Annotated in this window: 26 protein-coding genes and 2 tRNA genes; 9 read left to right on the plus strand and 19 right to left on the minus strand. The window is 59.6% G+C overall.

The features are described 5' to 3' along the window. Nucleotides 1-92 precede the first annotated feature (92 nt). Nucleotides 93-833, plus strand: a complete 741-nt coding sequence (locus ACN0SW_RS10455; RefSeq protein WP_417727872.1) for a hypothetical protein — start codon at nucleotides 93-95, stop codon at nucleotides 831-833. 432 nt (nucleotides 834-1,265) lie between these two features. Here ACN0SW_RS10455 and ACN0SW_RS10460 read toward each other — a convergent pair whose 3' ends face one another. The 3 genes from ACN0SW_RS10460 to ACN0SW_RS10470 all read right to left on the minus strand — a co-directional run bounded on the left by ACN0SW_RS10460 (nucleotide 1,266) and on the right by ACN0SW_RS10470 (nucleotide 3,554). Then, complete coding sequence (locus ACN0SW_RS10460) at nucleotides 1,266-2,984, minus strand: DUF6538 domain-containing protein (protein WP_417727873.1); 1,719 nt, start codon at nucleotides 2,982-2,984, stop codon at nucleotides 1,266-1,268. Nucleotides 2,985-3,067: 83 nt separating this feature from the next. Then, a tRNA-Ala gene (locus tag ACN0SW_RS10465) sits at nucleotides 3,068-3,143 on the minus strand. A gap of 84 nt (nucleotides 3,144-3,227) precedes the next feature. Beyond that, a complete protein-coding gene (locus ACN0SW_RS10470; protein ID WP_417727874.1) occupies nucleotides 3,228-3,554 on the minus strand; it encodes a TIGR02300 family protein in 327 nt (108 codons plus the stop codon). A gap of 113 nt (nucleotides 3,555-3,667) precedes the next feature. Between ACN0SW_RS10470 and ACN0SW_RS10475 the strand changes: the two genes are divergently transcribed. After that, entirely contained in the window at nucleotides 3,668-4,360 is a 693-nt protein-coding gene (locus ACN0SW_RS10475; RefSeq protein WP_417727875.1) for a M48 family metallopeptidase, read from the plus strand. Between the two features lie 30 nt (nucleotides 4,361-4,390). Beyond that, nucleotides 4,391-5,038 carry a GntR family transcriptional regulator gene (locus ACN0SW_RS10480; RefSeq protein ID WP_417727876.1) on the plus strand — a complete coding sequence of 216 codons (648 nt, stop codon included), beginning with the start codon at nucleotides 4,391-4,393 and terminating at the stop codon, nucleotides 5,036-5,038. Nucleotides 5,039-5,042: 4 nt separating this feature from the next. On the opposite strand, the gene cbiB is transcribed toward ACN0SW_RS10480, so the two are convergent. Genes cbiB through ACN0SW_RS10495 form a run of 3 tightly spaced genes read right to left on the minus strand, consistent with a single transcriptional unit; the run spans nucleotide 5,043 to nucleotide 7,269 of the window. After that, nucleotides 5,043-5,924, minus strand: coding sequence for an adenosylcobinamide-phosphate synthase CbiB (gene cbiB, locus ACN0SW_RS10485; protein WP_417728036.1), 882 nt, complete (start codon nucleotides 5,922-5,924; stop codon nucleotides 5,043-5,045). Nucleotides 5,925-5,938: 14 nt separating this feature from the next. Further along, nucleotides 5,939-6,883, minus strand: coding sequence for a threonine-phosphate decarboxylase (locus tag ACN0SW_RS10490; protein ID WP_417727877.1), 945 nt, complete (start codon nucleotides 6,881-6,883; stop codon nucleotides 5,939-5,941). Between the two features lie 5 nt (nucleotides 6,884-6,888). Beyond that, nucleotides 6,889-7,269: a DUF1636 family protein gene (locus ACN0SW_RS10495; protein ID WP_417727878.1), complete on the minus strand. Its 381-nt coding sequence runs from the start codon at nucleotides 7,267-7,269 to the stop codon at nucleotides 6,889-6,891. Between the two features lie 493 nt (nucleotides 7,270-7,762). Here ACN0SW_RS10495 and gpmI point away from each other — a divergent pair, with 493 nt between their 5' ends. The 3 genes from gpmI to ACN0SW_RS10510 are packed head-to-tail and all read left to right on the plus strand — an operon-like array spanning nucleotide 7,763 to nucleotide 11,754. Further along, entirely contained in the window at nucleotides 7,763-9,277 is a 1,515-nt protein-coding gene (gene gpmI, locus ACN0SW_RS10500; RefSeq protein WP_417727879.1) for a 2,3-bisphosphoglycerate-independent phosphoglycerate mutase, read from the plus strand. Further along, nucleotides 9,274-10,413, plus strand: coding sequence for a murein hydrolase activator EnvC family protein (locus ACN0SW_RS10505; RefSeq protein ID WP_417727880.1), 1,140 nt, complete (start codon nucleotides 9,274-9,276; stop codon nucleotides 10,411-10,413). Before gpmI ends, ACN0SW_RS10505 begins: the two co-directional genes overlap by 4 nt. A gap of 3 nt (nucleotides 10,414-10,416) precedes the next feature. Continuing rightward, nucleotides 10,417-11,754 carry a S41 family peptidase gene (locus ACN0SW_RS10510; RefSeq protein WP_417727881.1) on the plus strand — a complete coding sequence of 446 codons (1,338 nt, stop codon included), beginning with the start codon at nucleotides 10,417-10,419 and terminating at the stop codon, nucleotides 11,752-11,754. Between the two features lie 158 nt (nucleotides 11,755-11,912). Here ACN0SW_RS10510 and ACN0SW_RS10515 read toward each other — a convergent pair whose 3' ends face one another. The 5 genes from ACN0SW_RS10515 to ACN0SW_RS10535 form a co-directional block, all read right to left on the minus strand. Beyond that, nucleotides 11,913-12,527 carry a hypothetical protein gene (locus tag ACN0SW_RS10515; RefSeq protein WP_417727882.1) on the minus strand — a complete coding sequence of 205 codons (615 nt, stop codon included), beginning with the start codon at nucleotides 12,525-12,527 and terminating at the stop codon, nucleotides 11,913-11,915. A gap of 34 nt (nucleotides 12,528-12,561) precedes the next feature. After that, on the minus strand, nucleotides 12,562-12,696 hold the full coding sequence (locus tag ACN0SW_RS10520; RefSeq protein WP_417727883.1) for an aa3-type cytochrome c oxidase subunit IV: 135 nt from the start codon (nucleotides 12,694-12,696) through the stop codon (nucleotides 12,562-12,564). A 90-nt stretch (nucleotides 12,697-12,786) separates the two neighbouring features. Continuing rightward, entirely contained in the window at nucleotides 12,787-13,239 is a 453-nt protein-coding gene (locus ACN0SW_RS10525; protein WP_417727884.1) for a hypothetical protein, read from the minus strand. A gap of 14 nt (nucleotides 13,240-13,253) precedes the next feature. Further along, nucleotides 13,254-14,297: an MBL fold metallo-hydrolase gene (locus ACN0SW_RS10530; protein WP_417727885.1), complete on the minus strand. Its 1,044-nt coding sequence runs from the start codon at nucleotides 14,295-14,297 to the stop codon at nucleotides 13,254-13,256. Beyond that, the gene (locus ACN0SW_RS10535) at nucleotides 14,297-16,015 is read right to left on the minus strand and encodes an acyl-CoA dehydrogenase (protein WP_417727886.1); all 1,719 of its coding nucleotides are present in this window, start codon (nucleotides 16,013-16,015) and stop codon (nucleotides 14,297-14,299) included. The genes ACN0SW_RS10530 and ACN0SW_RS10535 overlap by 1 nt, the downstream gene beginning before the upstream one ends. 131 nt (nucleotides 16,016-16,146) lie before the next feature. Between ACN0SW_RS10535 and ACN0SW_RS10540 the strand changes: the two genes are divergently transcribed. Next, nucleotides 16,147-17,088, plus strand: a complete 942-nt coding sequence (locus ACN0SW_RS10540; protein ID WP_417727887.1) for an L-threonylcarbamoyladenylate synthase — start codon at nucleotides 16,147-16,149, stop codon at nucleotides 17,086-17,088. Here ACN0SW_RS10540 and ACN0SW_RS10545 read toward each other — a convergent pair. Genes ACN0SW_RS10545 through hisF form a run of 3 tightly spaced genes read right to left on the minus strand, consistent with a single transcriptional unit; the run spans nucleotide 17,085 to nucleotide 18,454 of the window. Beyond that, nucleotides 17,085-17,375, minus strand: coding sequence for a Dabb family protein (locus ACN0SW_RS10545; protein WP_417727888.1), 291 nt, complete (start codon nucleotides 17,373-17,375; stop codon nucleotides 17,085-17,087). The genes ACN0SW_RS10540 and ACN0SW_RS10545 overlap by 4 nt on opposite strands. A 3-nt stretch (nucleotides 17,376-17,378) precedes the next feature. Then, the gene (locus ACN0SW_RS10550; RefSeq protein ID WP_417727889.1) at nucleotides 17,379-17,693 is read right to left on the minus strand and encodes a phosphoribosyl-ATP diphosphatase; all 315 of its coding nucleotides are present in this window, start codon (nucleotides 17,691-17,693) and stop codon (nucleotides 17,379-17,381) included. Next, nucleotides 17,690-18,454, minus strand: coding sequence for an imidazole glycerol phosphate synthase subunit HisF (hisF, locus tag ACN0SW_RS10555; RefSeq protein ID WP_417727890.1), 765 nt, complete (start codon nucleotides 18,452-18,454; stop codon nucleotides 17,690-17,692). Before hisF ends, ACN0SW_RS10550 begins: the two co-directional genes overlap by 4 nt. Before the next feature lie 102 nt (nucleotides 18,455-18,556). Between hisF and ACN0SW_RS10560 the strand changes: the two genes are divergently transcribed. Then, nucleotides 18,557-19,009 carry a DUF302 domain-containing protein gene (locus ACN0SW_RS10560; protein WP_417727891.1) on the plus strand — a complete coding sequence of 151 codons (453 nt, stop codon included), beginning with the start codon at nucleotides 18,557-18,559 and terminating at the stop codon, nucleotides 19,007-19,009. Nucleotides 19,010-19,028: 19 nt separating this feature from the next. Here the strand turns inward: ACN0SW_RS10560 and hisA are convergent, their stop codons facing one another. Beyond that, nucleotides 19,029-19,751: a 1-(5-phosphoribosyl)-5-[(5-phosphoribosylamino)methylideneamino]imidazole-4-carboxamide isomerase gene (hisA, locus tag ACN0SW_RS10565; protein WP_417727892.1), complete on the minus strand. Its 723-nt coding sequence runs from the start codon at nucleotides 19,749-19,751 to the stop codon at nucleotides 19,029-19,031. 142 nt (nucleotides 19,752-19,893) lie between these two features. Between hisA and ACN0SW_RS10570 the strand changes: the two genes are divergently transcribed. Beyond that, nucleotides 19,894-20,283: a DUF2147 domain-containing protein gene (locus tag ACN0SW_RS10570; protein WP_417727893.1), complete on the plus strand. Its 390-nt coding sequence runs from the start codon at nucleotides 19,894-19,896 to the stop codon at nucleotides 20,281-20,283. A 33-nt stretch (nucleotides 20,284-20,316) separates the two neighbouring features. Here ACN0SW_RS10570 and ACN0SW_RS10575 read toward each other — a convergent pair whose 3' ends face one another. From ACN0SW_RS10575 to ACN0SW_RS10590, 4 genes are all read right to left on the minus strand, one after another. Continuing rightward, a complete protein-coding gene (locus ACN0SW_RS10575) occupies nucleotides 20,317-21,264 on the minus strand; it encodes a glutaminase (protein ID WP_417727894.1) in 948 nt (315 codons plus the stop codon). Further along, a complete protein-coding gene (gene hisH / locus ACN0SW_RS10580) occupies nucleotides 21,265-21,903 on the minus strand; it encodes an imidazole glycerol phosphate synthase subunit HisH (RefSeq protein WP_417727895.1) in 639 nt (212 codons plus the stop codon). Nucleotides 21,904-21,906: 3 nt separating this feature from the next. Next, a complete protein-coding gene (gene hisB / locus ACN0SW_RS10585; protein WP_417727896.1) occupies nucleotides 21,907-22,494 on the minus strand; it encodes an imidazoleglycerol-phosphate dehydratase HisB in 588 nt (195 codons plus the stop codon). Between the two features lie 122 nt (nucleotides 22,495-22,616). Next, a tRNA-Gly gene (locus tag ACN0SW_RS10590) sits at nucleotides 22,617-22,691 on the minus strand. Nucleotides 22,692-22,847 lie beyond the last annotated feature (156 nt).

A 22,847-nucleotide genomic window follows, 5' to 3' on the forward strand; every position in this document is an offset into this window, starting at 1 on the left:
CTATGCACAGCGCGACGTGCTCGATATGGTCGCGTGAAATGAAGCTATAGGTCTCCGGTAAACCCGGGGCGATTCACTCAACCGAGCCGCTGGTGTTCCAAGTAAGAGCGGCGGGGCTGGATATGGAGAGGGTCGGGGAGATCGCGGACGACCTTTCGGCCCCTGACCTTGATGATCCCATCCACGTCTGGTGGGGTGGCAAGCGATGGATTGTGATTGATGGTCATCACCGCCTAGAGGCCCACCGGCTGGCGCAGGAACGCGGCGGGGAGGCCCGTAAGGTGGCCGTGAAAGCCCACCCCACGATGCCCCTTGAAGAAGCCCTTGGCGCGGCGTCCCTTCTCAATGCCCGTGAGAAAGTCACGATCACCCGTGAAGAGCGGGGAGACGCGGCTTGGCGGCTGGTGTGTTGCGGCACCGGATCAATCAAGGAACAGGCGGCGTGGTCGGGCGCTGGCAAAAGCCAAATCTCCATCATGCGGGGCGTGTTTGATCGCTTACAGGCCAAAGGCACCCCCCGTGAAATCTTGATTGATCAGGGCTGGGACTGGTCTCGTGCGTTGGATCAGGGAAAGATAAAAGGGGAGTTTCACCCGGACATGATTGAAGTGCAGGCGCAGGAGTGGGCAAAGAAACTTGGGAGAGCGATGGGCGGTCAGAGATTGGCGGAAAGCCCAGAGGTTCTTGCAAGGGCGTTGCAGATCATATCCCCCGCATTGCCTTCGGGGTTGATCCAAACGGATACCTTTTGGGAAGCCCTAGATAGCGATGGTCGAGCCATGCTGGCCGAACACGACAAGGAGCTTGAAGAGGATGGCATAGAGCATTTCTGATTGAGGATGATGGGCGGCCTGAGGGCCACCCTGACCTTGCCGGGAACTTGTCCAGCTATCCCCAAAGCTCTGGGCACCCAATTGGGGAGGCTTAGGATGGGGTGATTTGCCCTTTCCCCGTCAGGAGAAACCTGATAACTAGCTGAAGGGAAAGGATACTTCCACTTGTGGGATGATCCAGAGACCCCCTTCACAGCAACCTTGAAGGGAAATCCCATGTATCATCTCTCAGTCCAGCGTTCTCCCCGCCTTATGGGTGAAATTTCGTGGTCAATCATGCGCCGTGAAACCGCCACTTGGGAGGGCTGGACAGTGCGGACCTTGGGGGTCGTGTGGTTCATTGAGCGGCAAAAGCGTCAAGCCGTATGAGAACATGAAGGGGCTGCGCCAGTGGTGTGGCCCCTTGTACTCGGACTAGTTTTGATGCGCATATCAGGGAGTGAAACCCTTAATGTGCCCAAGTGAGAGGCCGCTGTATTCGATCTTGCACACAGCTTCGTACAGGCGCGGGAGGGGTACGTTGCCGTCACCATAACGACCAGCCATTCCCGGCAAGGCATGGCCTAGCAAGATGTCGTTGATGTCCGGGTTCACCCCCGCGTGTCGGCAAGCATCCTTGAAATTGTGGCGAAAGGAGTGAAACGAGGTCTTGTCAGTCTTAGCCCCCAGCTTGGTAATGTATGCGCCGAAATCCTTAGAAGGCTGGCCTGAGTAATAGCCCTTTGTGTCAAGCTTTAGGTCCGGGAATACACGGGTCCGCCTATTTCGGCGCTGGCTGTCTACGAAAGCAGGGAAACCTAGTCTCTCCAGCTCGGGATGTAGTGGCACGTTGCGTTTCCTGCCGCCCTTGATCCGCTGGGTTGCGTCACCTTCATGTAGGCGCAGGAACCGTATGCCCCCCTCCTCGGCAACATCTTCAACATTGAGCTGGCAAAGCTCGTTCAGCCGTGCCCCGGTCCAAAGACCGAGTAAAGGGAGCCAGAACCAGCTGGTATCGCTCATGTCGGTGAGGCCATGTTCCGCGCGGACCCGTCTGGACCTGCATCCTTTGAAAAGTGGACTATTGAAGATTATCTGAAGCTGGGCTGGGCTGAAGGGGTCAGCTTCACCTCTAGCGCTGCCCTTGCTCGTCAGTTTCATTGGCCCAAAGATGTCAGAGACCTCTTCGTCAAGTTGCTCGTTTGCCCAATTCCATGTTGCCTGCAGCCTGCCCAGCGCCTTGTTGATCGTACTGGTGGATAGCGTAGGCAGGCAGAGCGCTTTTGCGGCCTCTACAGCTTCAAGCGCGGGCAGGCCCTTGGTCCCCTTGTGCTTGTTCTTGTTGCTAGGCATCACCATGAGCAAGCTCTTGAAATCCCGCGCATCGGCTTTTCTGTATTCAAGGATCGGACGGTCTCCCCTCAACTCAATGAAGAGGTCGGTCCAGATTTGGTAGTCGTCGAGAAGCTTTGGCGACCATTCATCCGTGCGCAGGGCCTCGGCTTTCCGTTGGGTGAATAACGTTGATAATAGCGGCCCTTCACTGGTCGTAGAGGTTGCAACGGGCGTCTCAGAGGGGGTTTCAACAATCTCGCCCCGAAAGCGCCCCTGCATTCCCTCAGCGGCTCTTAGGGAGGCTTCATGTAGCGTTCTTACAAGGCGACCCCAAGAGGGTGAGGCTGGGTCCAGATTGATCTCTATCCCGTCCCAAGTGAGCACGTCCGCCGCTTCGCCGAGAAAGAACTCGTCCGTTTCCCCACGGGCATAAAGCCGCCGCGTGTCGCTTGCCAAAGAGTCATTCAAGGCCATTGCCTCGTCAAAAGATTTGGCTGCTGTATAGCCTGCAAAACCATCGGCGCGGGCCTCTTCATCCTCCTCCAATATGTGCCGATAGTATGCGTCGTGAACGCGTTTGAGCTGTTCTGGCGTCAATTCGTTCTGAACTGGACGTTCCAGCATTTTTCGATGTTCAGCGAATCGCTGATCGACTTCTACCGCCGCGACCCGCACCAGATGCAAAGCTTCTCTATAGTCCTTGGTGCGGAGCGAAAACGTTTCCTCGCTCTTAGGATAAGTTGCGGCGATGTCTTTTGGGATTGCCGCACGGTGGTAGTAGGTTGCGTTTCGGCGGTACAGGCGGGGGTGTCCGGGCATCTTCTTCAAAGCCGCCACTGTAACACCTCGCTGTGACACCCACCTTCAGTAAGCCCTTATAAATAAGGTTCTTACGCAATATCAACATGATAATAGGTTGATGGTGGAGCCTAGGGGGATCGAACCCCTGACCTCTTGCATGCCATGCAAGCGCTCTCCCAGCTGAGCTAAGGCCCCAATTCCGTATGGCCCTCAGGCCGTGCGCCGCTATCTAGGCAAAGCGGCGGGCGGGATCAAGTGGAAAATCCCGCCCTTTGATCATTAAAGATCGTTGTCGTCCGAGGCCACATCGGCGATGTCGTCGAGCGACACATCCTCGTCCTCGTCATCCTCGAGCAGATCATCATCAAGCTCGACATCGACGTCATCATCATCCAGCAGATCGGCATCGTCATCAATGACGCTCCCGGACTTCAGCTTCTTGGTTTCCGCATCCTCGGCATCGGGTGTCATCGAGCGGGTCTTGCTCGAGGACAGTTCCACCACCTCGCCCGTATAAGGGCTGACGATCGGGTTTTTGTTCAGGTCGTAAAAACGTTTGCCGGTGGTCGGGCAGATACGCTTGACGCCCCATTCTTCCTTGGGCATGGGTGATCCCCTTTGAATCTCTGGTCTTGTCGACGATCCGCGTCCCCTGCCATAACATTTGACAGCTGTCAAAGCCTTTGACAGGGACACTCGGACCCTAATCAGGAGGGCATATGGGCCATCACGTGCTTGCGGGCAACCCCCCTGTTGAGCTCTGCTTGCGTCGCAGCCCGAGGGCGCGGCGGATTTCGCTGCGTGTATCGGGGCTCGACGGGCGGGTGACCCTGACCATACCCCGTGGTGTGACCGAGGCCGAGGCGCTGGCCTTTGCCCGCTCACGGGCGGATTGGTTGCGCGACCATCTGGCCGGACAGCCCGATACGGTGGCCGTCGGACATGGCTCTGAAATCCCCGTCGAAGGCCAGTTTTTGCGAATCGTGCCCGGCACCGGGCGGCGCGTGCTGCGCGAGGCGGATCAGCTCTGCGTTCCGGGACCCGCCGATACCGCCCCGGCGCGGCTCGAAGGCTGGCTCAAGGCGCGCGCCCGCGACCGGCTTGCGGCGGCTTCGGATCACTACGCCGGTCTCTTGGGGCGGCGCTACAGCCGCCTTACCCTGCGTGACACGCGCTCGCGATGGGGGTCCTGCTCGTCGACCGGCGCGCTCAGCTATTCCTGGCGGCTGATTCTCGCCCCGCCCCAGGTGCTCGATTATGTGGCTGCACATGAGGTGGCGCATCTGGCGCAAATGAATCATTCGCCCGCCTTCTGGACCGAGGTCACGCGCCTGATGCCAGACTATCAGACCCCGCGCGGCTGGCTGCGCCGCGAAGGAGGGGCGCTGCACCGTTATCGTTTCAGCGATTGACCGCCGCGTGATTTGTGATCACATGGGCGCATGCTTTTGTCGCCGCGCCCTGATCCCTCGCCCTCGGCCCATGACCGCGTCTATCGCGGTCTGCGCTCGCGCATCATGCATGGTGAAATAGCTCCCGGTCAGGCGCTCACCCTGCGCGGGATCGGTGCGGAATTCGGTGTCTCGATGACCCCCGCACGCGAGGCGGTGCGCCGCCTCTCGGCCGAAGGCGCGCTCACCATGTCCAGTTCGGGCCGCGTCTCGACGCCGGAACTCAACAGCGAACGGATCGAGGAATTGGCCGCCCTGCGCGCCCTGATCGAGGTGGAATTGGCCAGCCGCGCCTTGCCGCGCGCCCATATCGCTCTGATCGACCGCCTCCAGAGTATCAACGCCCGCGTGGCCGAGGATATCGCCCGACAGGACGCGGTGGCCTATATCCGCCGCAATCTCGAATTCCACCGCACGCTCTATCTGCGCGCGCAGGCCCCCGCGATGCTGGCCATGGCCGAAACCGTCTGGCTCCAGCTTGGCCCCACCATGCGCGCCCTCTACGGACGCCTGCGCCGCAAAGACCCGCCGCATTATCACCGCCTGATCATTGCCGCGCTCAAGGCAGGCGATGAACCCAGCCTGCGCCTCGCGGTCCGCTCTGACGTGACCCAGGGGCTCAAGATGCTGATCGGCTGATTGCTCAGAGCAGCAGCGCCAGCACCGTCACCAGAACGAGCGCCGCCCCCCATGTGCGCCACAATGCACGGCACGCCGCCTCGATCTCGACCGCTCCGATGTCGCGCCGCCCTTCGGCATTCACATAGGGAAACACGCGCCGCTCCCCGTGATAGGATCGCGGCCCCGACAGCGCCACGCCCAACGCCCGCGCCATCGCCGCCTCGGGCCAACCGGCATTGGGCGAGCGGTGCTGACGCGCCTCGCGTGCGACCTGCTCCCACCGCCTCCACAACCCGTGGGTGGCCAGAATAAGGCCCGCCGTCCCCCGTGCCGGCACCAGATTGAGCAGGTCGTCAAACCGCGCCGCCGCCCAGCCAAAGGCCTCGTGGCGCGGGGTGCGGTACCCGATCATGCTGTCGGCGGTGTTGGTGATCTTATAGAGCAAGAGCCCCGGTAGCCCTCCCACCAGAAACCAGAACGCCGGGGCAATCACCCCGTCGCTCAGGTTTTCGGCGGCGGATTCGATGGCACCGCGCGCCACATCGGACCGCGTCATTGCGCCCGTGTCGCGCCCCACGATCTGTGCCACCGCATGCCGCCCGTCCTCCAATGAAACCCGCAGACCTTGCGCCACCGCCGCGACGTGATCCACCAAAGAGCGTTGCGCCAGCAGGATTGCGGCGCCAATCACCTCTGCGGTCGGCCCCAACTGCGCCAAGCCCCAGCCAAGCCCCAGCGCCAATAGCCCAAGCCCCAGCATCGCCGCCACGCCCCGCGCCCGCCGCGCCGTCCCGCGATTGAGCACCCGGTCGCACCAGCCCACCGCGCGCCCCATCAGAACCGCCGGATGCGGCACCCTGTCCCAGAGCCAACGTGGCTCTCCCAACGCCGCATCAAGCAGCATCGCCAGAACCAGTGTCACAGCGCCGCCTCTAGCCGGTCCCAGCCATCCGGCCCCGGCAGGCCCAGCCGGATCAGATCCTCCGCATAGGGAAACACCCGGCCCAGAATACGCCGCTCCGCCAGCTTCGCCTGCCAGAGCGCTGCCGACGTCACCCGGTAGAGCCGAAAGAGCGCGCAGCCACCCACTACCTCGGCCCCCGCGCGCGACATCACCTCATCAAGCCGTGCCGCGTCTTTGTGAAGCCGCAGCCGCGTCTCGCGCGCCCAGTCCAGATCGCAGAGTGCCCGCGCTCCGATCTCCAGCGCCGGGCCCGACACCGGCCACGGGCCCAAGATTTCAGCCAACCGGTTCACATCGTCGCGCTGCCCAATGGCAAAGCCAAGCCGCAACCCCGCCAGCCCCCAGAATTTGCCGAAACTCTTGAGCACGATCACCCCCGGTGTCACCGCATGACGCACCAGCGAGCGTTCGGGGGCCACATCACAGAAACTTTCGTCGATCACAGTCAGCGGCGCATCCAGATCCTCGACGCCGTAAAACCGACCTGTCGGATTGTTGGGATGCACGATCACCCGCGCCTGCACCGGCGTTTCGGCGCGGCGCGTGTCGATCACCTGCCAGCCATGGGCGCAAAAGCTTGCGGCATGTTCATTATAGGTGGGGGCGGGGATATGTACGGCTCCGGGCGTGCGCAGCCCCGGCAACCGTGCAATCAGCGCCGAGGCGCCGGGTGCCGCCAGCACCTCCATCCCCTCCGGCACTTGCCAGAAATCGCGCGCGGCCTTGACGAGCGCTGTTTGTGCCGCCCGGTCCGGCAACGTGGTCCATGCTTCGGGGGAAATCCTGCCAACAGGATAGGGCAGGGGGTTGATCCCGGTAGACAGATCAAGCCAATCTGCACGCGCCCCGCCATGCTGCGCCAGCGCCGCGTCAATCCCGCCGCCATGATCACGGCCCATGCGCCTCAGGTCTCGCTATCGGTTGGCAGTGGCGGATGGCGGGTGACAAAATGCCCCTTCACCCCTTGCGGCCATTGCTTGTAGGGCACCTGTCCCGTGGCGCTTTCGGCATGCAGTGCGGCATAATCGACAATTGCCACCGCCGCCTCGGCGTCAGGCAGGAAATTGCCCAGCGTATAGGCGAGCTTGCCCGCGCCTTGGATCGCCACATTGCAACCATGCCCACAGCCCATGAGGCAGGAAACCCGCCGTGTGCGGATATCCGTGCGTCCCTCTGCGGCACGCTCGATCAGGGCGGCAAGATCTTCGCCATGGGATCGCGTCTGCGTCGCGGCATCCCAATCTTCGCGCTTGCAGGTGTCGCAGATGGTAATCCAGCTTGTCATCGGGTGCCTTTCCTTGTCCGCGGGCCCGTTCAAGCGGAATTCCGTGCACTCCGCAAGGTCTCCATGCTGGAAACCCATGCCAGACAATGGCCCATATCGCCTTGGTAAACCCTGTATCGAACCAGACCGGACGGGCCGCGACATGTTCTGGCGCGAATGCGTCGCACGACCACCGGGTCACCTTGGGCCGGGACCGGATTGCGGCGACCGAGGTGCTTTGAGCCTCCGCCGGACAAACCGACATCCGTATCCCGATGCCGCAAAGAAAGAGGAAAAGAATCGCTGTCATGGTCCCAGCCTGATGTGCCCGGGTTAACATCGGGTTAGCGCTGCGGGCGGGATGCGGGGCCGCCGCGCAAAACCTGTGCCGCCGGATGTGTACATAAACTGCGTACAAGATGGACACCTTGTACACACAGGCAAAAGCCGCAAAGCCGCTTCACCCCGCCGCCTCAACAGGCTAGAAGACGGCATCACCACGCTTGGAGAGAGTATGCCCAAACCCGTCGTTCTGTGTATCCTCGATGGCTGGGGGCTCAGCGATTGCCCTGACGCCAACGCCCCACATCTGGCAAAAACTCCTGTTTTTGATGGGCTTATGGCCCGTTGCCCGCATGCGACCCTGATCACCCATGGGCCGGATGTCGGTCTGCCGCGCGGTCAGATGGGCAATTCCGAGGTTGGGCACACCAATATCGGCGCAGGTCGGGTTGTGGCGATGGATCTGGGCCAGATCGACCTTTCCATTCAGGATGGTTCATTCTTTAATAACAATGCCTTGCAGGCCTTTGTTGAGAGGATGAAGGCGTCTGGCGGGCGCGCCCATTTGCTTGGGTTGATGTCTGACGGCGGGGTGCACGGCCATCTCAATCACATCGCAGCGGCGGCAAAAGCCCTGACCGATGCGGGCGTTCCGGTATTGCTCCACGCGCTCACAGACGGGCGCGACGTGGCCCCGAAATCGGCGCGGGTGAATTTGGAAAAGCTACGCGAAATCATGCCATTAGGGGTCAAAGTTGCCACGGTCACAGGGCGGTATTTTGCGATGGATCGCGACAATCGCTGGTCCCGCGTGCAAGAGGCCTACGACGCTATTGTGTCTGGTCGCGGCCTGCGTTGCCCCGATCCGCGCATGGCAATCACCAATGCCTACGCCCGCTCTGAGACCGACGAATTTATCACCGCCACGGTCATCGGAGACTATCAAGGCGCCCGCGACGGTGACGGTCTCTTCTGCCTCAATTTCCGCGCTGACCGCGCGAGGGAAATTCTGCAAGCCATTGCAGATCCAGAGTTTTCTGCCTTTGAACTCGGACCGCGACCGGCTTGGGCGGCTCTGCTTGGTATGGTGGAATATTCAGAGGCTCATAACGCGTGGTTCGACACGGTCTTTCCGGCGCGTGACATCGTTAATACCCTTGCGGAATGGGTGGCTCAACATGGTCTGCGTCAATTTCATCTCGCAGAAACCGAGAAATATCCGCATGTTACCTTCTTTCTTAACGGTGGCAAGGAAGACCCCGAACCCGGCGAGGACCGCTATATGGCCCCCTCGCCAGATGTCGCGACCTACGATCTCAAACCCGAGATGTCCGCCGGAGAGGTCACGACGCGACTCGTTGCCGCGATCCGGGGGCGATACGATCTGATCGTCGTGAACTTTGCCAATCCCGATATGGTCGGCCATACCGGCGATCTCAAGGCTGCGATGGCGGCATGCGAAGCGGTTGACCGGGGGCTTGGCTTGGCGATCGAGGCTCTCAATGAGGTCGGAGGCGCGATGATCGTCACTGCAGACCACGGCAATTGCGAGGTGATGGTTGATCCTGAGACCGGGGGGCCACATACAGCCCATACCACCAACCCCGTGCCGATTATTCTGGTGAATGGCCCCGAGGGCGCTGGCATCCGCGAAGGGGGGCGGCTGGCTGATCTGGCGCCCACGGTTTTAGAGCTTATGGGTCTTGAAAAACCTAAGGAAATGACCGGGGAGACACTTTTGGCATGAAGCTCTCAGCGGCCTGTCTTTGGGTCCTTCTGCTTGGTGGTTTTCAGGTGCCAGCCCTGGCGCAGGATCCCGCTGCGGCGGCGCGTGCGGCTGGCGAACAGCTCAGTCGCGCGGCTGAGGCCCTCGCCGAAGCTGAGGGGGCGCAAAACCGGGTCAAGGCGCTGACGCAGGTGATCACAGCCTACGAAGAGGGACTCGAAGCAATGCGCGACGGGCTGCGCCGCGCCTCTTTGCGGGAACAGGCGGTCGGCGCGGAATTGCAGGCCCGTGAGGATGAGATTGCTCAGCTTTTGGGCGTGCTCTCGACCATGGGGAGCGCCCCGGTGCCGGTACTTCTGATGCACCCGTCAGGGCCGGTGGGTACGGCCCGGGCCGGGATGATCCTGTCCGAAGTCGCCCCCGCTCTTGACGCCCGTGCGCTCGAATTGCGCGACAAGGTGCAAGAACTCAGCGTGCTGCGTGTGCTGCAACAAAGCGCCGCTGACAAGCTGCAAGAGGGGCTGGAGGGGGTGCAAGAGGCGAGAACCACTCTTAGCACCGCAATGGCGGAACGTACGGATCTGCCGCACCGCTTTACCGAAGACTCGGTTCGGACCGCACTGCTGATTGCATCCACGGAAACCTTGGAAGGGTTTGCCAGCGGATTAAGTGAAATAGCCATTGATGAGGCCCCCGGCAGCCTACCGGACATCACCTCCCGCAAGGGCGCTTTGCCGCTGCCGGCAGAGGGGGTGATCCTCCGCCGCGCAGGCGAGGCGGATGCCGCCGGGATCATCCGACCGGGTGTTCTGATGGCCACCCGCCCGCGTGCTCTTGTTACCTCTCCGAGCGCGGCGACGGTGCGGTATCGTGGCCCTTTGCTCGACTACGGAAATGTGATCATTCTCGAACCACAGTCCGGAATTTTGCTGGTGTTTGCAGGCCTCGATGTTGTTTATGGTCAGGCAGGTCAGGTCCTGCCGGGCGGCAGCCCAGTGGGCCTGATGGGCGGAGCAGGGACCGAAGGCGATTTGCTGCTTGCCGCCGATGCGCAGGATACGGGTGCCAGTCGGACGCAAACGCTCTATATAGAGGTCCGGCAAGATAATTCTCCAGTGGACCCGCTTACGTGGTTCAAGACCGATAAGGATGGTTGAGACATGAAAAAATTCCTGATGGCCGCCTCCGTTGGCATTCTGACCGGTGCGGTGGTGACAACACAGGTGGCCGCTCCGTTGCTGGCGCAAGAGGCGGAAACGGCGAACAACGTCTACGAACAGCTTGATCTCTTTGGAGATATTTTCGAACGCATCCGTGCGCAATATGTCGAAGAGGTCGAAACCAAGGATCTGATCGAGGCTGCAATCAACGGTATGCTGACCTCACTCGACCCTCATTCCAGCTATCTTTCACCTGACGACGCTGAAAACATGCAGGTGCAAACACGGGGTGAGTTCGGCGGCCTTGGCATTGAGGTCACGCAGGAAGATGGTTTCGTCAAGGTCGTATCGCCCATGGATGGAACCCCGGCAGATCAGGCCGGGATTGAGGCGGGGGACTTCATCACCCATGTCGACGGTGAAAGTGTCCTTGGGCTCACGCTCGATGAGGCGGTTGATCTGATGCGCGGTCCGGTGGGCAGTGAAATCATCATCACGGTTGTGCGCGAAGATACGCCGGAACCCTTCGATGTTTCAATCATCCGTGACACGATCAAGCTGACAGCGGTGCGTGCGCGCGCCGAGCAAGATGCAGTTGTGCTGCGCGTGACCACGTTCAACGATCAGACCTATGCCAACCTCGAAAGCGGTCTGGCGGAAAAGATCGAAGAACTGGGCGGTGAGGACAAGGTGAGCGGTATCATTCTTGACCTGCGCAACAATCCCGGTGGCCTCTTGACGCAGGCGATCAAGGTTTCTGACGCCTTCCTCGACAAGGGCGAGATCGTCAGCACCCGGGGCCGCAATCCGCAGGATGGTGAGCGCTTTAATGCCACGGCTGGTGATCTGGCGAATGGCAAGCCCATCGTAGTTCTGATCAACGGTGGCTCAGCCAGCGCCTCCGAGATTGTGGCAGGTGCATTGCAAGACCACCACCGCGCAATTGTTGTCGGCACCAAAAGCTTTGGCAAAGGCTCTGTGCAGACGGTCATGCCGTTGCGTGGCAACGGCGCGATGCGTCTGACTACCTCGCGTTACTACACGCCGTCGGGTCGCTCCATCCAAGCGCTTGGCGTGAGCCCGGATATTCTTGTTGAACAACCCCGTCGCGCGCCTGCCACCGATGAGGCAGAGACTCCGAACCGGCCGTCGCGGTCTGAGGCCGATCTGCGTGGGCGGCTCAACAATGACAGCTTGACTGAGGATGAGATCAAGCAGATCGAAGAGGATCGTGCCCGCGCCGAACTGGCGGCAAAATTGCGCGAGGATGATTATCAGTTGGCCTATGCCATTGATATCCTGCGCGGACTGTCAGTCATGGGGGCTGGCCAGAACTGAGCCAGCTATATTGCCAAAAGAAAACCCCGCTCGTGGATCACGGGCGGGGTTTTTAATGGGACGACCTGAAGATGCCAATCCAAAGATGGCCGCGAATTCGATCAATCCTCTGGATGAGTATTTAAGGCAATAACAAACGACAGGTCGGGAATACGCCGCTACTGCGCCTTGGCGCGCACAGGATCCCACGCTGCAAGGACATTGGAATTGTCGTCGCTGTCGTATTCATAAAGCGTTTTCTCAGACACACCGGGGATTTGGCCAAAGGCAATGGCAGTCTTGCGTGGGAGCCAAGAGGTACCGATCTGTCCGGGAAAAAGCTCTGACAGAATTCGGGACGACGCCAGCGAACATTGCGCCTGCGGCACCGGGCCGTTGGCCTTGGCCAGTTGAATGGCCTGTTCGGCCAATTCTGGCGACACGTCGAGTTCTTGGATCTGAACCCGGTAGGTCTCGCGCGCATGATAGCGCGTATAGACATCCTCGACCGCAGGGGTGATTCCGAAAAGAACATCGTTTCTTTCGGGCAAGTGTTTGCCCTGATTGAACGATCCTGCGGGATCGAAGATCACCCGCTGCGATCCGTTGATCATTATCGAAGTATGCGCGCCTGATCCGTTGCCGTTGTTGATCATTGTATAAACGGTCAGGCGCGTTGGCCCATCATGACGATAGGCTGCACGCGCCACGTCTTCATCCGGAGACCACACCGATTCGGCGGCACAGCCGACAAGCGTCACACAGGCGGCAACCGCCAGAACCAAAGACCGCATCACATATCCTCAGCCAACAGAGGCTTGCGCCGAATCAGCCGTTGACCGCCGCGATGAACAGAAGAACCACAATGCAGGCGACTGCGACGTATGTCACCGATCTGATGAAACCTTCAAAGGTCTTTTCCTGAACGTCGATATTCATTTCACCATGTTTATGCTCGGCCATGTCCTGCTTGTCCCTTGCTACGTGTCGTTCAAATTCCGCCGTTGGATAGCCCATTTAAAGGAGACTGTCACCTCCCAAGCTGTCGCGGGCTCAGGCTTTGTTGAGGTCCTGCGCCAGTTGGAAACCGATGCGGTTTGGCTCTGCCGTTTCCGTCTGTTTTGGCAGCGCGCGCAGCATGACACTTAGCTGGCTTACATGCTGTACCAGCTGGGTACGCATGCCAATCTGATCCTGCCCGTAAAAGGTTATGATGTCTGGCTCGAAATAGCCCATCCCTTCGATTCGGATAACGCCAGTGTCGCTGCCTGCAAAGCCCATAGCAACCTCGTGCGCTTCGTCGAGGGTTTCCTCGAAATTCTGAATGTAGAGGATCAGCCGCTCATAGGCCCATTGAGCCGGGCTTTTGTCTGTTGTCGTTCCCTCTCCGAGCTTTTTGGCGGCGGATTCGATACAGGGTTGATCAGGTTTTGAATGCACTTCATGGGCGCGGTGCATCACATGGGCCTCTGCCACTTCGGCGGCGGTATTGATAGTCTGGTCCATGGTCTTTCCTCGCGTCACCGTTCCTTGATTTGCCAGAGCCAAGCCTCATCCGTGCGGCGCCAACGTGTGATCTCTCCAGCGTGGAGTAAATGGTTGAGATGCGCAATGGCCTCAACAAGGGCAAGGCCATATGTCCCCCGGTCGATCTTGCGTTTGAAAAGAAGTGGAAAACAGTCAGCGGCGGTGCGTGGCTCCGTCAGAAATGTCCGGAGCCGGTCAAGCGCCCCAATGTGATTGTCGCGCAACTGCTGCATCCGAAATGGCAGGCCGGTGAATGGTAACTTATGCCCCGGAAGCACGAGGTGATCCTCAGATGCATATGCGGCCAGATGATTGCAGGCGCTCAGCCATTCAGCCAGTGGATCGGCCTCGGGCTCGGTCGGGTAGACGCCGATATTGGGGCTGATAGAGGGCAGGATCTGATCACCTGCAATCACCAGATTGCCCTCGTGTGACCAGAGTGTGATATGTTCGGGGGCGTGCCCGTTGCCCATTCGCACATCCCAATCACGCCCCCCCGCGCGGATCACATCACCGTCTTGCACGCGGATATAGCCCACTGGAATTGGGGCGCAGATGTCAGAGAAATTATAGGGCCGCTCTTCTTTGCGCGCGGCGTATACCTCTGGGTCCATGCCCCCCGCTCTGGAAAAGGCGAGCGCTTGCGGTGTCGGTCGTTCCTCGACATCTAGAATCAGCATGCGTGCCAAGAGCCAACTGGTGCGTGAAGCCCACAAAGCAGCACCGAATCTCTCCATCAACCAACCTGCCATACCGATATGATCAGGATGGTGATGGGTCAAAATCACGCGGCTGACCGGACGGCCCTGCAATGGGCCGGACAAGATGTCCTCCCACAGCGCGACGCTGCGTTTCGAATAAATGCCAGTGTCCACGATGGTCCAGCTGTCACCATCGTCCAGCGCATAGATATTGACATGATCAAGGACCATGGGCAGGGGCAGGCGCAGCCACAACAGCCCCGGCGCGACCTGTGTCGCTGTGCCGGGTGCCGGGGGTTCCTCCCACGGGTTATGCATGATCTGGCCGCCATCCATCAGGCTGCAAAATCCTCTGCGGTTAACGCATAGAGATCATCTGCTCCTTGCGTCGCGTGGATCAGAAGGCCCGCATGTTCGGGCAACAGGCGCGCTATATAGAACCTTGCCAGCCGGGTGCGGGGGCCATCGCCACCCTCAGCCAACGCCGCCTTGAGGTGGAAGTGTGCGCCCAAAACCCGCGCGAACCCGCGCAAGAATGGGGCTGCACCAGCAAAGCGGTGGTTCAGGTCCTTTTGCCCCAGCATCCATTCCACGGTCTCGCGCAGTGTCTCAGAGGCTTGCCAGACGGGTTCGGCCAAGGCTGGCAGGCTGCTTCGGGCTGCTTCCGCCTGCGCTTCGATTTCATCCAGAAGGGCGTGCGCAGCTTCGCCGCCATCCATTAGCTTGCGGGCAGCCAGATCCATCGCCTGAATACCGTTGGTGCCCTCGTAAATCGCCGTGACACGCACGTCACGATAATACTGCGCCGCCCCGGTTTCTTCAATAAAGCCCATGCCGCCATGCACCTGCACCCCCATTTCGGCCACAGCGATGCCGGTGTCAGTGCCAAATGCCTTTGCAATAGGCGTAAGAAACGCCGCGCGGGCAGACCAATGCGCCTGGCCCGTGGCGGTTTGCATATCAATGGCCTGCGCGCAGGCCAGTGCGATGCAACGGGCGGCAAAAATATCGGCCTTCATGGTTGCCAGCATCCGGCGCACGTCAGCATGTTCGATGATGCCACCAGAGCCGGCTTCGACGGGTGTTCTCCCTTGCTTGCGCTCCATCGCATAGGCGAGGGCATGCTGATAAGCACCTTCGGCGGTGCCGATTCCTTGGCCACCGACACCAAGCCGGGCGTTGTTCATCATGGTGAACATGGCGCGCATGCCATCATGAGGTTTACCCACCAGCCAGCCGGTTGACCCATCATACTGCATGACGGCGGTTGGGCTGCCATGCAGGCCCATCTTGTGCTCTAGGCTGACCACCTTGAGGCTGTTTTGCTTGCCAGGATTTCCTGCCTCATCTGGGATATATTTCGGAACAAGAAAGAGGCTGATTCCCTTGGTGCCTGGCACGCCATCCGGCAACCGGGCCAGCACAAGATGGCACACGTTTTCGGTAAAGTCGTTATCGCCCCAGGAAATATAAATCTTCTGCCCGGTGATCGCATAGGTGCCATTCTCGTTTGGCACGGCCTTCGAGCGCAGGGCACCCACATCCGATCCGGCCTGCGGTTCGGTCAGGTTCATGGTGCCAGACCATTCGCCACTGACCAGTTTCGGCAGGTAGATCGCCTTGAGCGCGTCTGAGGCGTGATGTTCTAACGCCTCGATTTGTCCTTGGGTCATCAAAGGGTTGAGTTGTAGGGAGAGGCAGGCAGATGACATCATCTCGTTGACCGCCGCAGTTACCGTCATAGGCAGGCCCATGCCCCCATGATCGGGACGCGCGCTGATCGACACCCACCCCCCTTCTGCGATGGCGCGGTAGCCATCGGCATAGCCGGGCGAGGTGCGCACAATTCCATTTTCAAGCCGCGCCGGGTGCAGGTCGCCATTGCGCTGCAGCGGATAGAGCACCTCTTCGCACATCCGGCCTGCTTCGGACAGGATTGCGGCGGTCATATCCGGCGTCGCCTCAGAAAACCTGTCTGTCTCGGCCACCTGCGCGAGATTGACGATATGGTCAAACAGGAACTGATACTCATCAACCGGTGCGCGATACGGCATTGAAATCTCCTGATGTTGCAAGGGTATCTTGGCTCTCTGGCCGGTCCCTTGTATTAAAGTTATCCTCGAACCCAGCGTAACTCATCGCGGCGTACCTTCAACTGCTACGCGGCGTCAGAAAGGCCCACCCTTTGGAAACGCAATCTCTTTCTCCTGATCCGGCAGGATTTGCAAGCGCTGCAGAAATCTGGCGCGCAGGTGGGCTCGTGGCATTTCCGACCGAGACTGTTTACGGTCTGGGGGCAGATGCACGCAATGATCTAGCAGTCGCACGAATATTTCAGGCCAAGGGACGACCGCGGTTCAATCCGTTGATCGTCCATGTTGCGAACGCTCAGGCCGCGCGGGCCTATGTTGACTGGTCCGAGACAGCCGAGGTTCTGGCTTCAGAGTTCTGGCCAGGCCCGCTGACGCTTGTGTTGCCATTGCGCCCCGGTTCGGGGCTCTCGCCACTTGTGACGGCCGACCTGCCAACGCTGGCCATCCGAGTGCCCGCACACCCGGTGGCGCAGGGGCTCTTGACGGCGTTTGGCGGGCCGGTGGCAGCCCCCTCTGCCAATCCCTCGGGACGCATAAGCCCGACCTCCGCCGCGCATGTAATGGCGGGCCTGTCTGGCCGGATAGAGGCTGTGGTCGACGGGGGATCCTGTTTGGTGGGGCTGGAATCAACCATCGTTGGGTTGACTGGTATCCCTACGCTCTTGCGTCCCGGAGGGGTCTCCGTCGAAGCGTTAGAGGCGGTTCTGGGGGCCTCGCTGACACGGCATCAATCTGGCGGAGCGCTCAGCGCGCCGGGGCAGATGGAATCGCATTACGCGCCCGGTGCACCTGTGCGCCTCAATGCCAAAAGCAGGCAGACAGGAGAGCTTATGCTGGGCTTTGGCCCGGTTGAAGCCGATCTGAACCTGTCGCCTTCTGGGGATCTTATCGAGGCTGCTGCAAACCTCTTTGGTCACTTGCATGCGTTGGATGCGCGAGGTGCGAAGGGGATCGCTGTCTCGCCAATTCCAGAAGTTGGTCTCGGGCGCGCGATCAATGACAGGCTGCGCCGGGCGGCAGCTCCGCGGCCTTAGCCTGCCTTGAAATCGGCCGCGATGCGTAATTCGCGCAACGGGCGCACTAGGGCGATGCAGGCGGTATAGATCGGATCAGCCTTATAAGCGGCAAGGGCAACTTCATCCTTGAACTCGGCATAAACCACCAGATCGACCCTCTCGGCCGAAATGGCATCGCTCTGAAAATTGCGCCCGACCTCGAAATGCGCCGAATGCGGGATCTTTTCCAGCATCATGAGCCCCTCGCGGATGCGCTCGACATCGTCCGGGTTGGCGGCGGAAAAGAATACGATATGGCGGATCATGTCTTAGTCTTTCGATCGAGAGGCTTTTTCGGAGAGGCCAGAGGTGCCTTGGCGGCGTGCCAATTCGGCCATAACATCAGATAGGGCGACGTTGCGAGATTGCAGCATCACGAGCAGATGAAACAGCACATCGGCGGCCTCAGACGTGAGACGCTCACGGTCGCCCTTGACGGCCTCAATAATGGCTTCCACGGCTTCTTCACCAAATTTCTCGGCGCATTTCTCTGGCCCCTTGGCCAAGAGATTTGCCGTCCAGCTGCTGTCGGGATCGGCGCTCGCGCGCGCGGCAATGGTGTGGGCGAGCTCGTCGAGGGTCATGCGGTTAACCTCATAGGAATACCTGCAGCGGCCATATGGGCCTTGGCTTCGGCAATGGTGAAGGTGCCAAAGTGAAAAATCGAGGCGGCGAGCACGGCGGAGGCATGACCTTCAATCACCCCCTCGACAAGGTGATCAAGCGTACCAACGCCTCCCGAAGCGATTACGGGGATTTCTACCGCATCGGCGATCGTGCGTGTGAGAGGCAAGTTGAAGCCCGCCCGCGTACCGTCGCGATCCATTGAGGTCAGTAAAATTTCTCCCGCGCCCTTGGTTGCGACCGTTCGCGCGAATTCAACAGCATCAATGCCCGTGGATTTGCGCCCGCCATGGGTGAAAATCTCCCATTTACCTGGGGCAACTGTCTTGGCGTCGATAGCCACGACGATGCACTGGCTCCCAAACTGATCGGCGGCGCGGGCCACAATATCGGGGTCGGCCACGGCAGCGGAATTGAAGCTGACCTTGTCCGCGCCTGCCAGCAGTAAGGCGCGCACGTCCTGTGCGCTGCGCACCCCGCCGCCCACGGTCAGCGGGATATAGCATTGCTCTGCGGTGCGGCGCACCACGTCGAACATGGTGCCTCGATTTTCATGTGTGGCGTGAATGTCGAGGAAACACAGCTCGTCCGCGCCTGCGGCATCATAGGCGCGTGCGGCATCTACCGGATCGCCTGCATCACGCAGATCGACAAAGTTGACACCTTTGACCACGCGGCCATCGGCCACGTCGAGACAGGGGATGATACGGGTTTTGAGCATATTGTCGCTGTTACAGGAATTTCACGCCGTTGTTTATGGGCAAATCGGTTAACATGCCAGAGGATATGACCCATATAAGCGTTGCAAATGAAGGAGTTTACCATGAAGCGTTTTCTTGTCGCCGCCGCGATCACCTTCACCACTGTTCCCGCTCTCGCCAGTGGGGACGATATCGCCAAAGTCAAATCCACAAGCGATGTCGCCACGACAATGGATCGGCTCGAGGCGGCCGTCACAGGGGCAGGTGCCACGGTCTTTGCGCGGGTGGATCACGCTGCGGGGGCAGCCAGCGTTGACTTGGCTTTGGATCCTTCGCAAGTTCTGATCTTTGGCAACCCAAAGATGGGCACCGCCGCGATGCAGGATGACCCTGTGGCCGGGCTATTCTTGCCGCTGAAGGTGTTGGTTTATCAGGATAACACAGGCCAGACTTGGCTGGCCTATCAGAAACCAGATGACATGTTCGACGACACAAAGATTAATAACGACGCCGAATACATCAAAACGATGACTGGCGCGCTTGGTAAGCTCACGGCCAAGGCGGCAGGCGAGTAAACTTAGACCCGTGCTGCGCTCAGGACTTGAGCATGTCTAAGGCTGCCTTGAGATCGATTGCCCCGTCATAGAGCGCGCGACCCGAAATTGCCCCATCAAGGGAAGCACCACAATCACGCAGGGCAATCAGATCCTTGATCGAAGAAACCCCACCCGACGCGATAACGGGAATGCTGATGGCCTTCGCTAGGGCTGCGGTTGCTTCGACATTGGGGCCTTGCATCGCGCCGTCGCGATTGATGTCTGTATAGATAATCGCGGCCACGCCAGCATCTTCAAATGACTTCGCCAGATCGGTTGCATCTACATCCGTCTCTGTGGCCCAGCCCTTGGTGGCCACGCGGCCACCGCGCGCGTCGATACCCACCGCCACCTGACCGGGAAAGGCGCGCGCTGCCTCGCGCACAAGAGCAGGGTTCTCCACGGCGACCGTTCCGAGGATCACGCGGGCCAGCCCCTTGGAGAGCCAGCTTTCGATGGTCGCCATGTCGCGAATGCCACCACCCAATTGCGCTGGCACCTTGCATTTTTTGAGGATCGCTTCGACCGGAGCAGCATTCACCGGCTCGCCGGCAAAAGCCCCGTTCAGATCCACGAGATGCAGCCATTCGCACCCAGCTTCTACAAATTCCATGGCTTGTGCTGCGGGATCGTCATTGAACACCGTGGCGCAGTCCATATCGCCACGCAAGAGGCGCACGGCCTTGCCGTCCTTGAGGTCGATGGCAGGGTAGAGGATCATCGGGCGGTGCCTTTCATCTGTAACTGTAACGCGTTCGCGCTTTGACATGCGGGCGGGGGAAATGCAACGCGACCCCACGTCAGACTTGATTTGTGCCGCGCCCGTGGATCAGGATTTTGGCAGATGTCAGGGAGGATCAGACATGCGCAAACTAGTTATGATGACCGCAGTGTTCAGCGTGAGTGCTGGAATGGCGATGGCCGAACCGCTTTTGGGAACATGGCGCACGGCCAAGGATGACAACGGCCATTCGGGATTAATAGAGGTTGCGCCCTGTGGCGCAAAACTCTGCGGTACGCTGGTCAAGTCCTTTGATGTGGACGGCAACGAAATGGAAAGCGAGAACATCGGCCGGAACATCATTTCTGAAACTTCTCCAACCGGAAACGGAGAGTACAAAGGCAAGGTTTACTCGCCCGACCGTGACAAAACCTACAGCTCCAAGCTGCAACTCAACGGTGACACGCTCAGGGTCAAGGGATGTATTTTGGGCATTTGTCGCGATGGGGGGACTTGGCAAAAGCTCAAATAGGTATCGCCAGAGGGTTAGAGGGGCGGATGAGGTTCATCCGCCCTTTGTCATATGCGGGCCGAACACTGACCAACCGGTGCGTGTGGTCAACTGTTCCATCGCCTCGGTGCCGAGTTTGGAATTACCATAATGATTGAGTCCCGGCGACCAGACCGCAATGGATGCTACACCCGGGACAATCGACAGGATGCCGCCGCCGACACCGCTTTTGCCTGGAAGGCCAACTCGAAAGGCGTAATCGCCAGAGCCATCATAATGTCCACAGGTCATCATAAGGGCGTTGATCCGGCGAATACGGGCCTCGGACACAAGCCGCGGTGTGCGTGACCCTCCGACCAGAAAGAGGCCAGCATTGGCCAGTTGTGTGCAGGTCATTTCAACCGCGCATTGGTGGAAATAGGTGCCCAAGGTTAGCTCTGGCGGGTTCTTGAGGTTATCATGCGAGCGCAGGTAATGTGCGAGTGCAAAGTTGCGGTGGCCGGTGGCAATTTCGGATTGTGCGACGCGGTCGTTGATGTGGATTGTCTCGTCTCCTGCTGCAGCACGGATGAAACGCAAGAGCGAGCCAAGGGTCTCGCGTGGGCTGGAGCCTTGTAGCACGGCGTCGGTTGTGACGATGGCTCCCGCATTGATGAATGGATTGCGCGGATAACCCTTTTCCAATTCCAGTAGCAACATGGAATCAAACGATTGACCAGACGGTTCGCGCCCGACCCGTGACCAGAGCTGGTCTCCGAGTTTGCCAAGGGCAAGCGCCAGCATAAACACCTTTGATACCGACTGGATCGAAAACGGCACGTCCGAATCGCCCGCAACCAGCGTAGGGTGGCCCGGACGGGCGATCGCAATGGCGAATTGTCCTGGATTCACACCGGCCAGTTCCGGGATGTAATCAGCGACCTTGCCGAAAGCTTCTGAGGCGCGGGCACACTCCGTAATCTCGTCCAGAACAAGTTGAAGCGGAGGCTGTGCCTTGGCCATTCAAGGCTTCCAACGGAGGAAATTTGCAATGATCCGCAGGCCGGTCTGCTGGCTCTTCTCTGGGTGAAATTGAGTGCCTACTATTGTATCGCGCCCAACCAAAGCGGTGATCGCCCCGGCATAATCGACATGCGCCAAAAGATGTGCAGGATTATCCACGCGGAAATGGTAGGAATGCACAAAATAGGCGTGATCGCCGGTGCTGATCCCGTCAAAGATCGGATGCGCGTGATCTATCACCAGATCGTTCCACCCCATATGGGGCACTTTGAAGGTGGGATCAGAGGGGATTATGTGCTCAACTGTCCCGCCAATCCAGTCAAATCCAGCGGTTTCCTCGTATTCCAGGCCACGCGTGGCCAGCATCTGCATACCGATGCAAATACCCATAAAGGGACGGGCATGGTTCACCACCGCCTCTTCGATCGCCTCGAACACACCGCGATGGTCAAACAACGCCTTGCGGCAGGCCGGAAAGGCACCATCGCCCGGCAGTACAATGCGCGTGGCATTCCGGATCATCTCGGGATCTGATGTCACGACGACATCACCTGCGCCGGTTTCGAAGGCCATCCGCTGAAATGCTTTTTGTGCCGAGTGCAGATTGCCGCTCTCGTAATCGACTATGACTGTGGTCATGGGTCAGAGACTACCCTTGGTCGACGGGATGGCATCCGCCTTGCGCGGATCAGTTTCGACCGCGTCGCGCAGCGCGCGCGCCACAGCCTTGAATGCGGCCTCTGCCATGTGATGGCTATTGAGCCCGTGCAGCGCGTCCACATGAAGGGTTATGCCGCCGTGGGTGCTGAGCGCCTGAAAGAATTCGCGCACCAACTCGGTGTCGAATGTGCCGATTTTCTGTGTGGGCAGGTCCATATTCCAAACCAGATAGGGTCGCCCTGAGAGATCGAGTGCGGCGCGCACCAGCGCATCATCCATCGGCAAGAGGCAGGAGCCATAGCGGCGGATGCCGCGTTTGTCCCCGAGTGCTTGGGTGAGGGCCTGACCAAGCGCGATGCCGACATCCTCGACGGTGTGGTGATCATCGATGTGAAGATCACCCGTACACTGGATTGTCATGTCAATCAGCGAATGCCGCGCGAGTTGGTCGAGCATGTGATCGAAAAATCCCACGCCGGTCTGGTTGTCATATCGACCGGTGCCGTCAAGAGTGATCTCGACGTTGATATCGGTCTCGGCGGTCTTTCGGGTAATTGTAGCGCTGCGCATGGGGCCTCCATCAAACTATGGGCTCTATACTTTGCAACGCGTCGCAGGCCAAGCACCAAGCTGACACAGTCGCGACCACCCCGGCGGATCGCCCCAAATTTTCGATTAGTATAAAGAAAATTTGGAGCGGGCGAGGCGATTCGAACGCCCGACCCTAACCTTGGCAAGGTTATGCTCTACCCCTGAGCTACGCCCGCATCCTTGGGTGAGGCGTGATCTATAAACTCTGACGGACGGCTGCAAGAGGAAAAATGCAGGCAGCGGTAATTTTTTGCGATCAAGCTGCGCGACACAGGTGAGACCTAAGTAGGAGGGTCAAACTGCTCATCAATTTTCGGGGACATGCTAGGCTC

Origin of the sequence: Roseovarius sp. (assembly GCF_048262375.1) — a bacterium.
GTDB lineage: Bacteria > Pseudomonadota > Alphaproteobacteria > Rhodobacterales > Rhodobacteraceae > Roseovarius.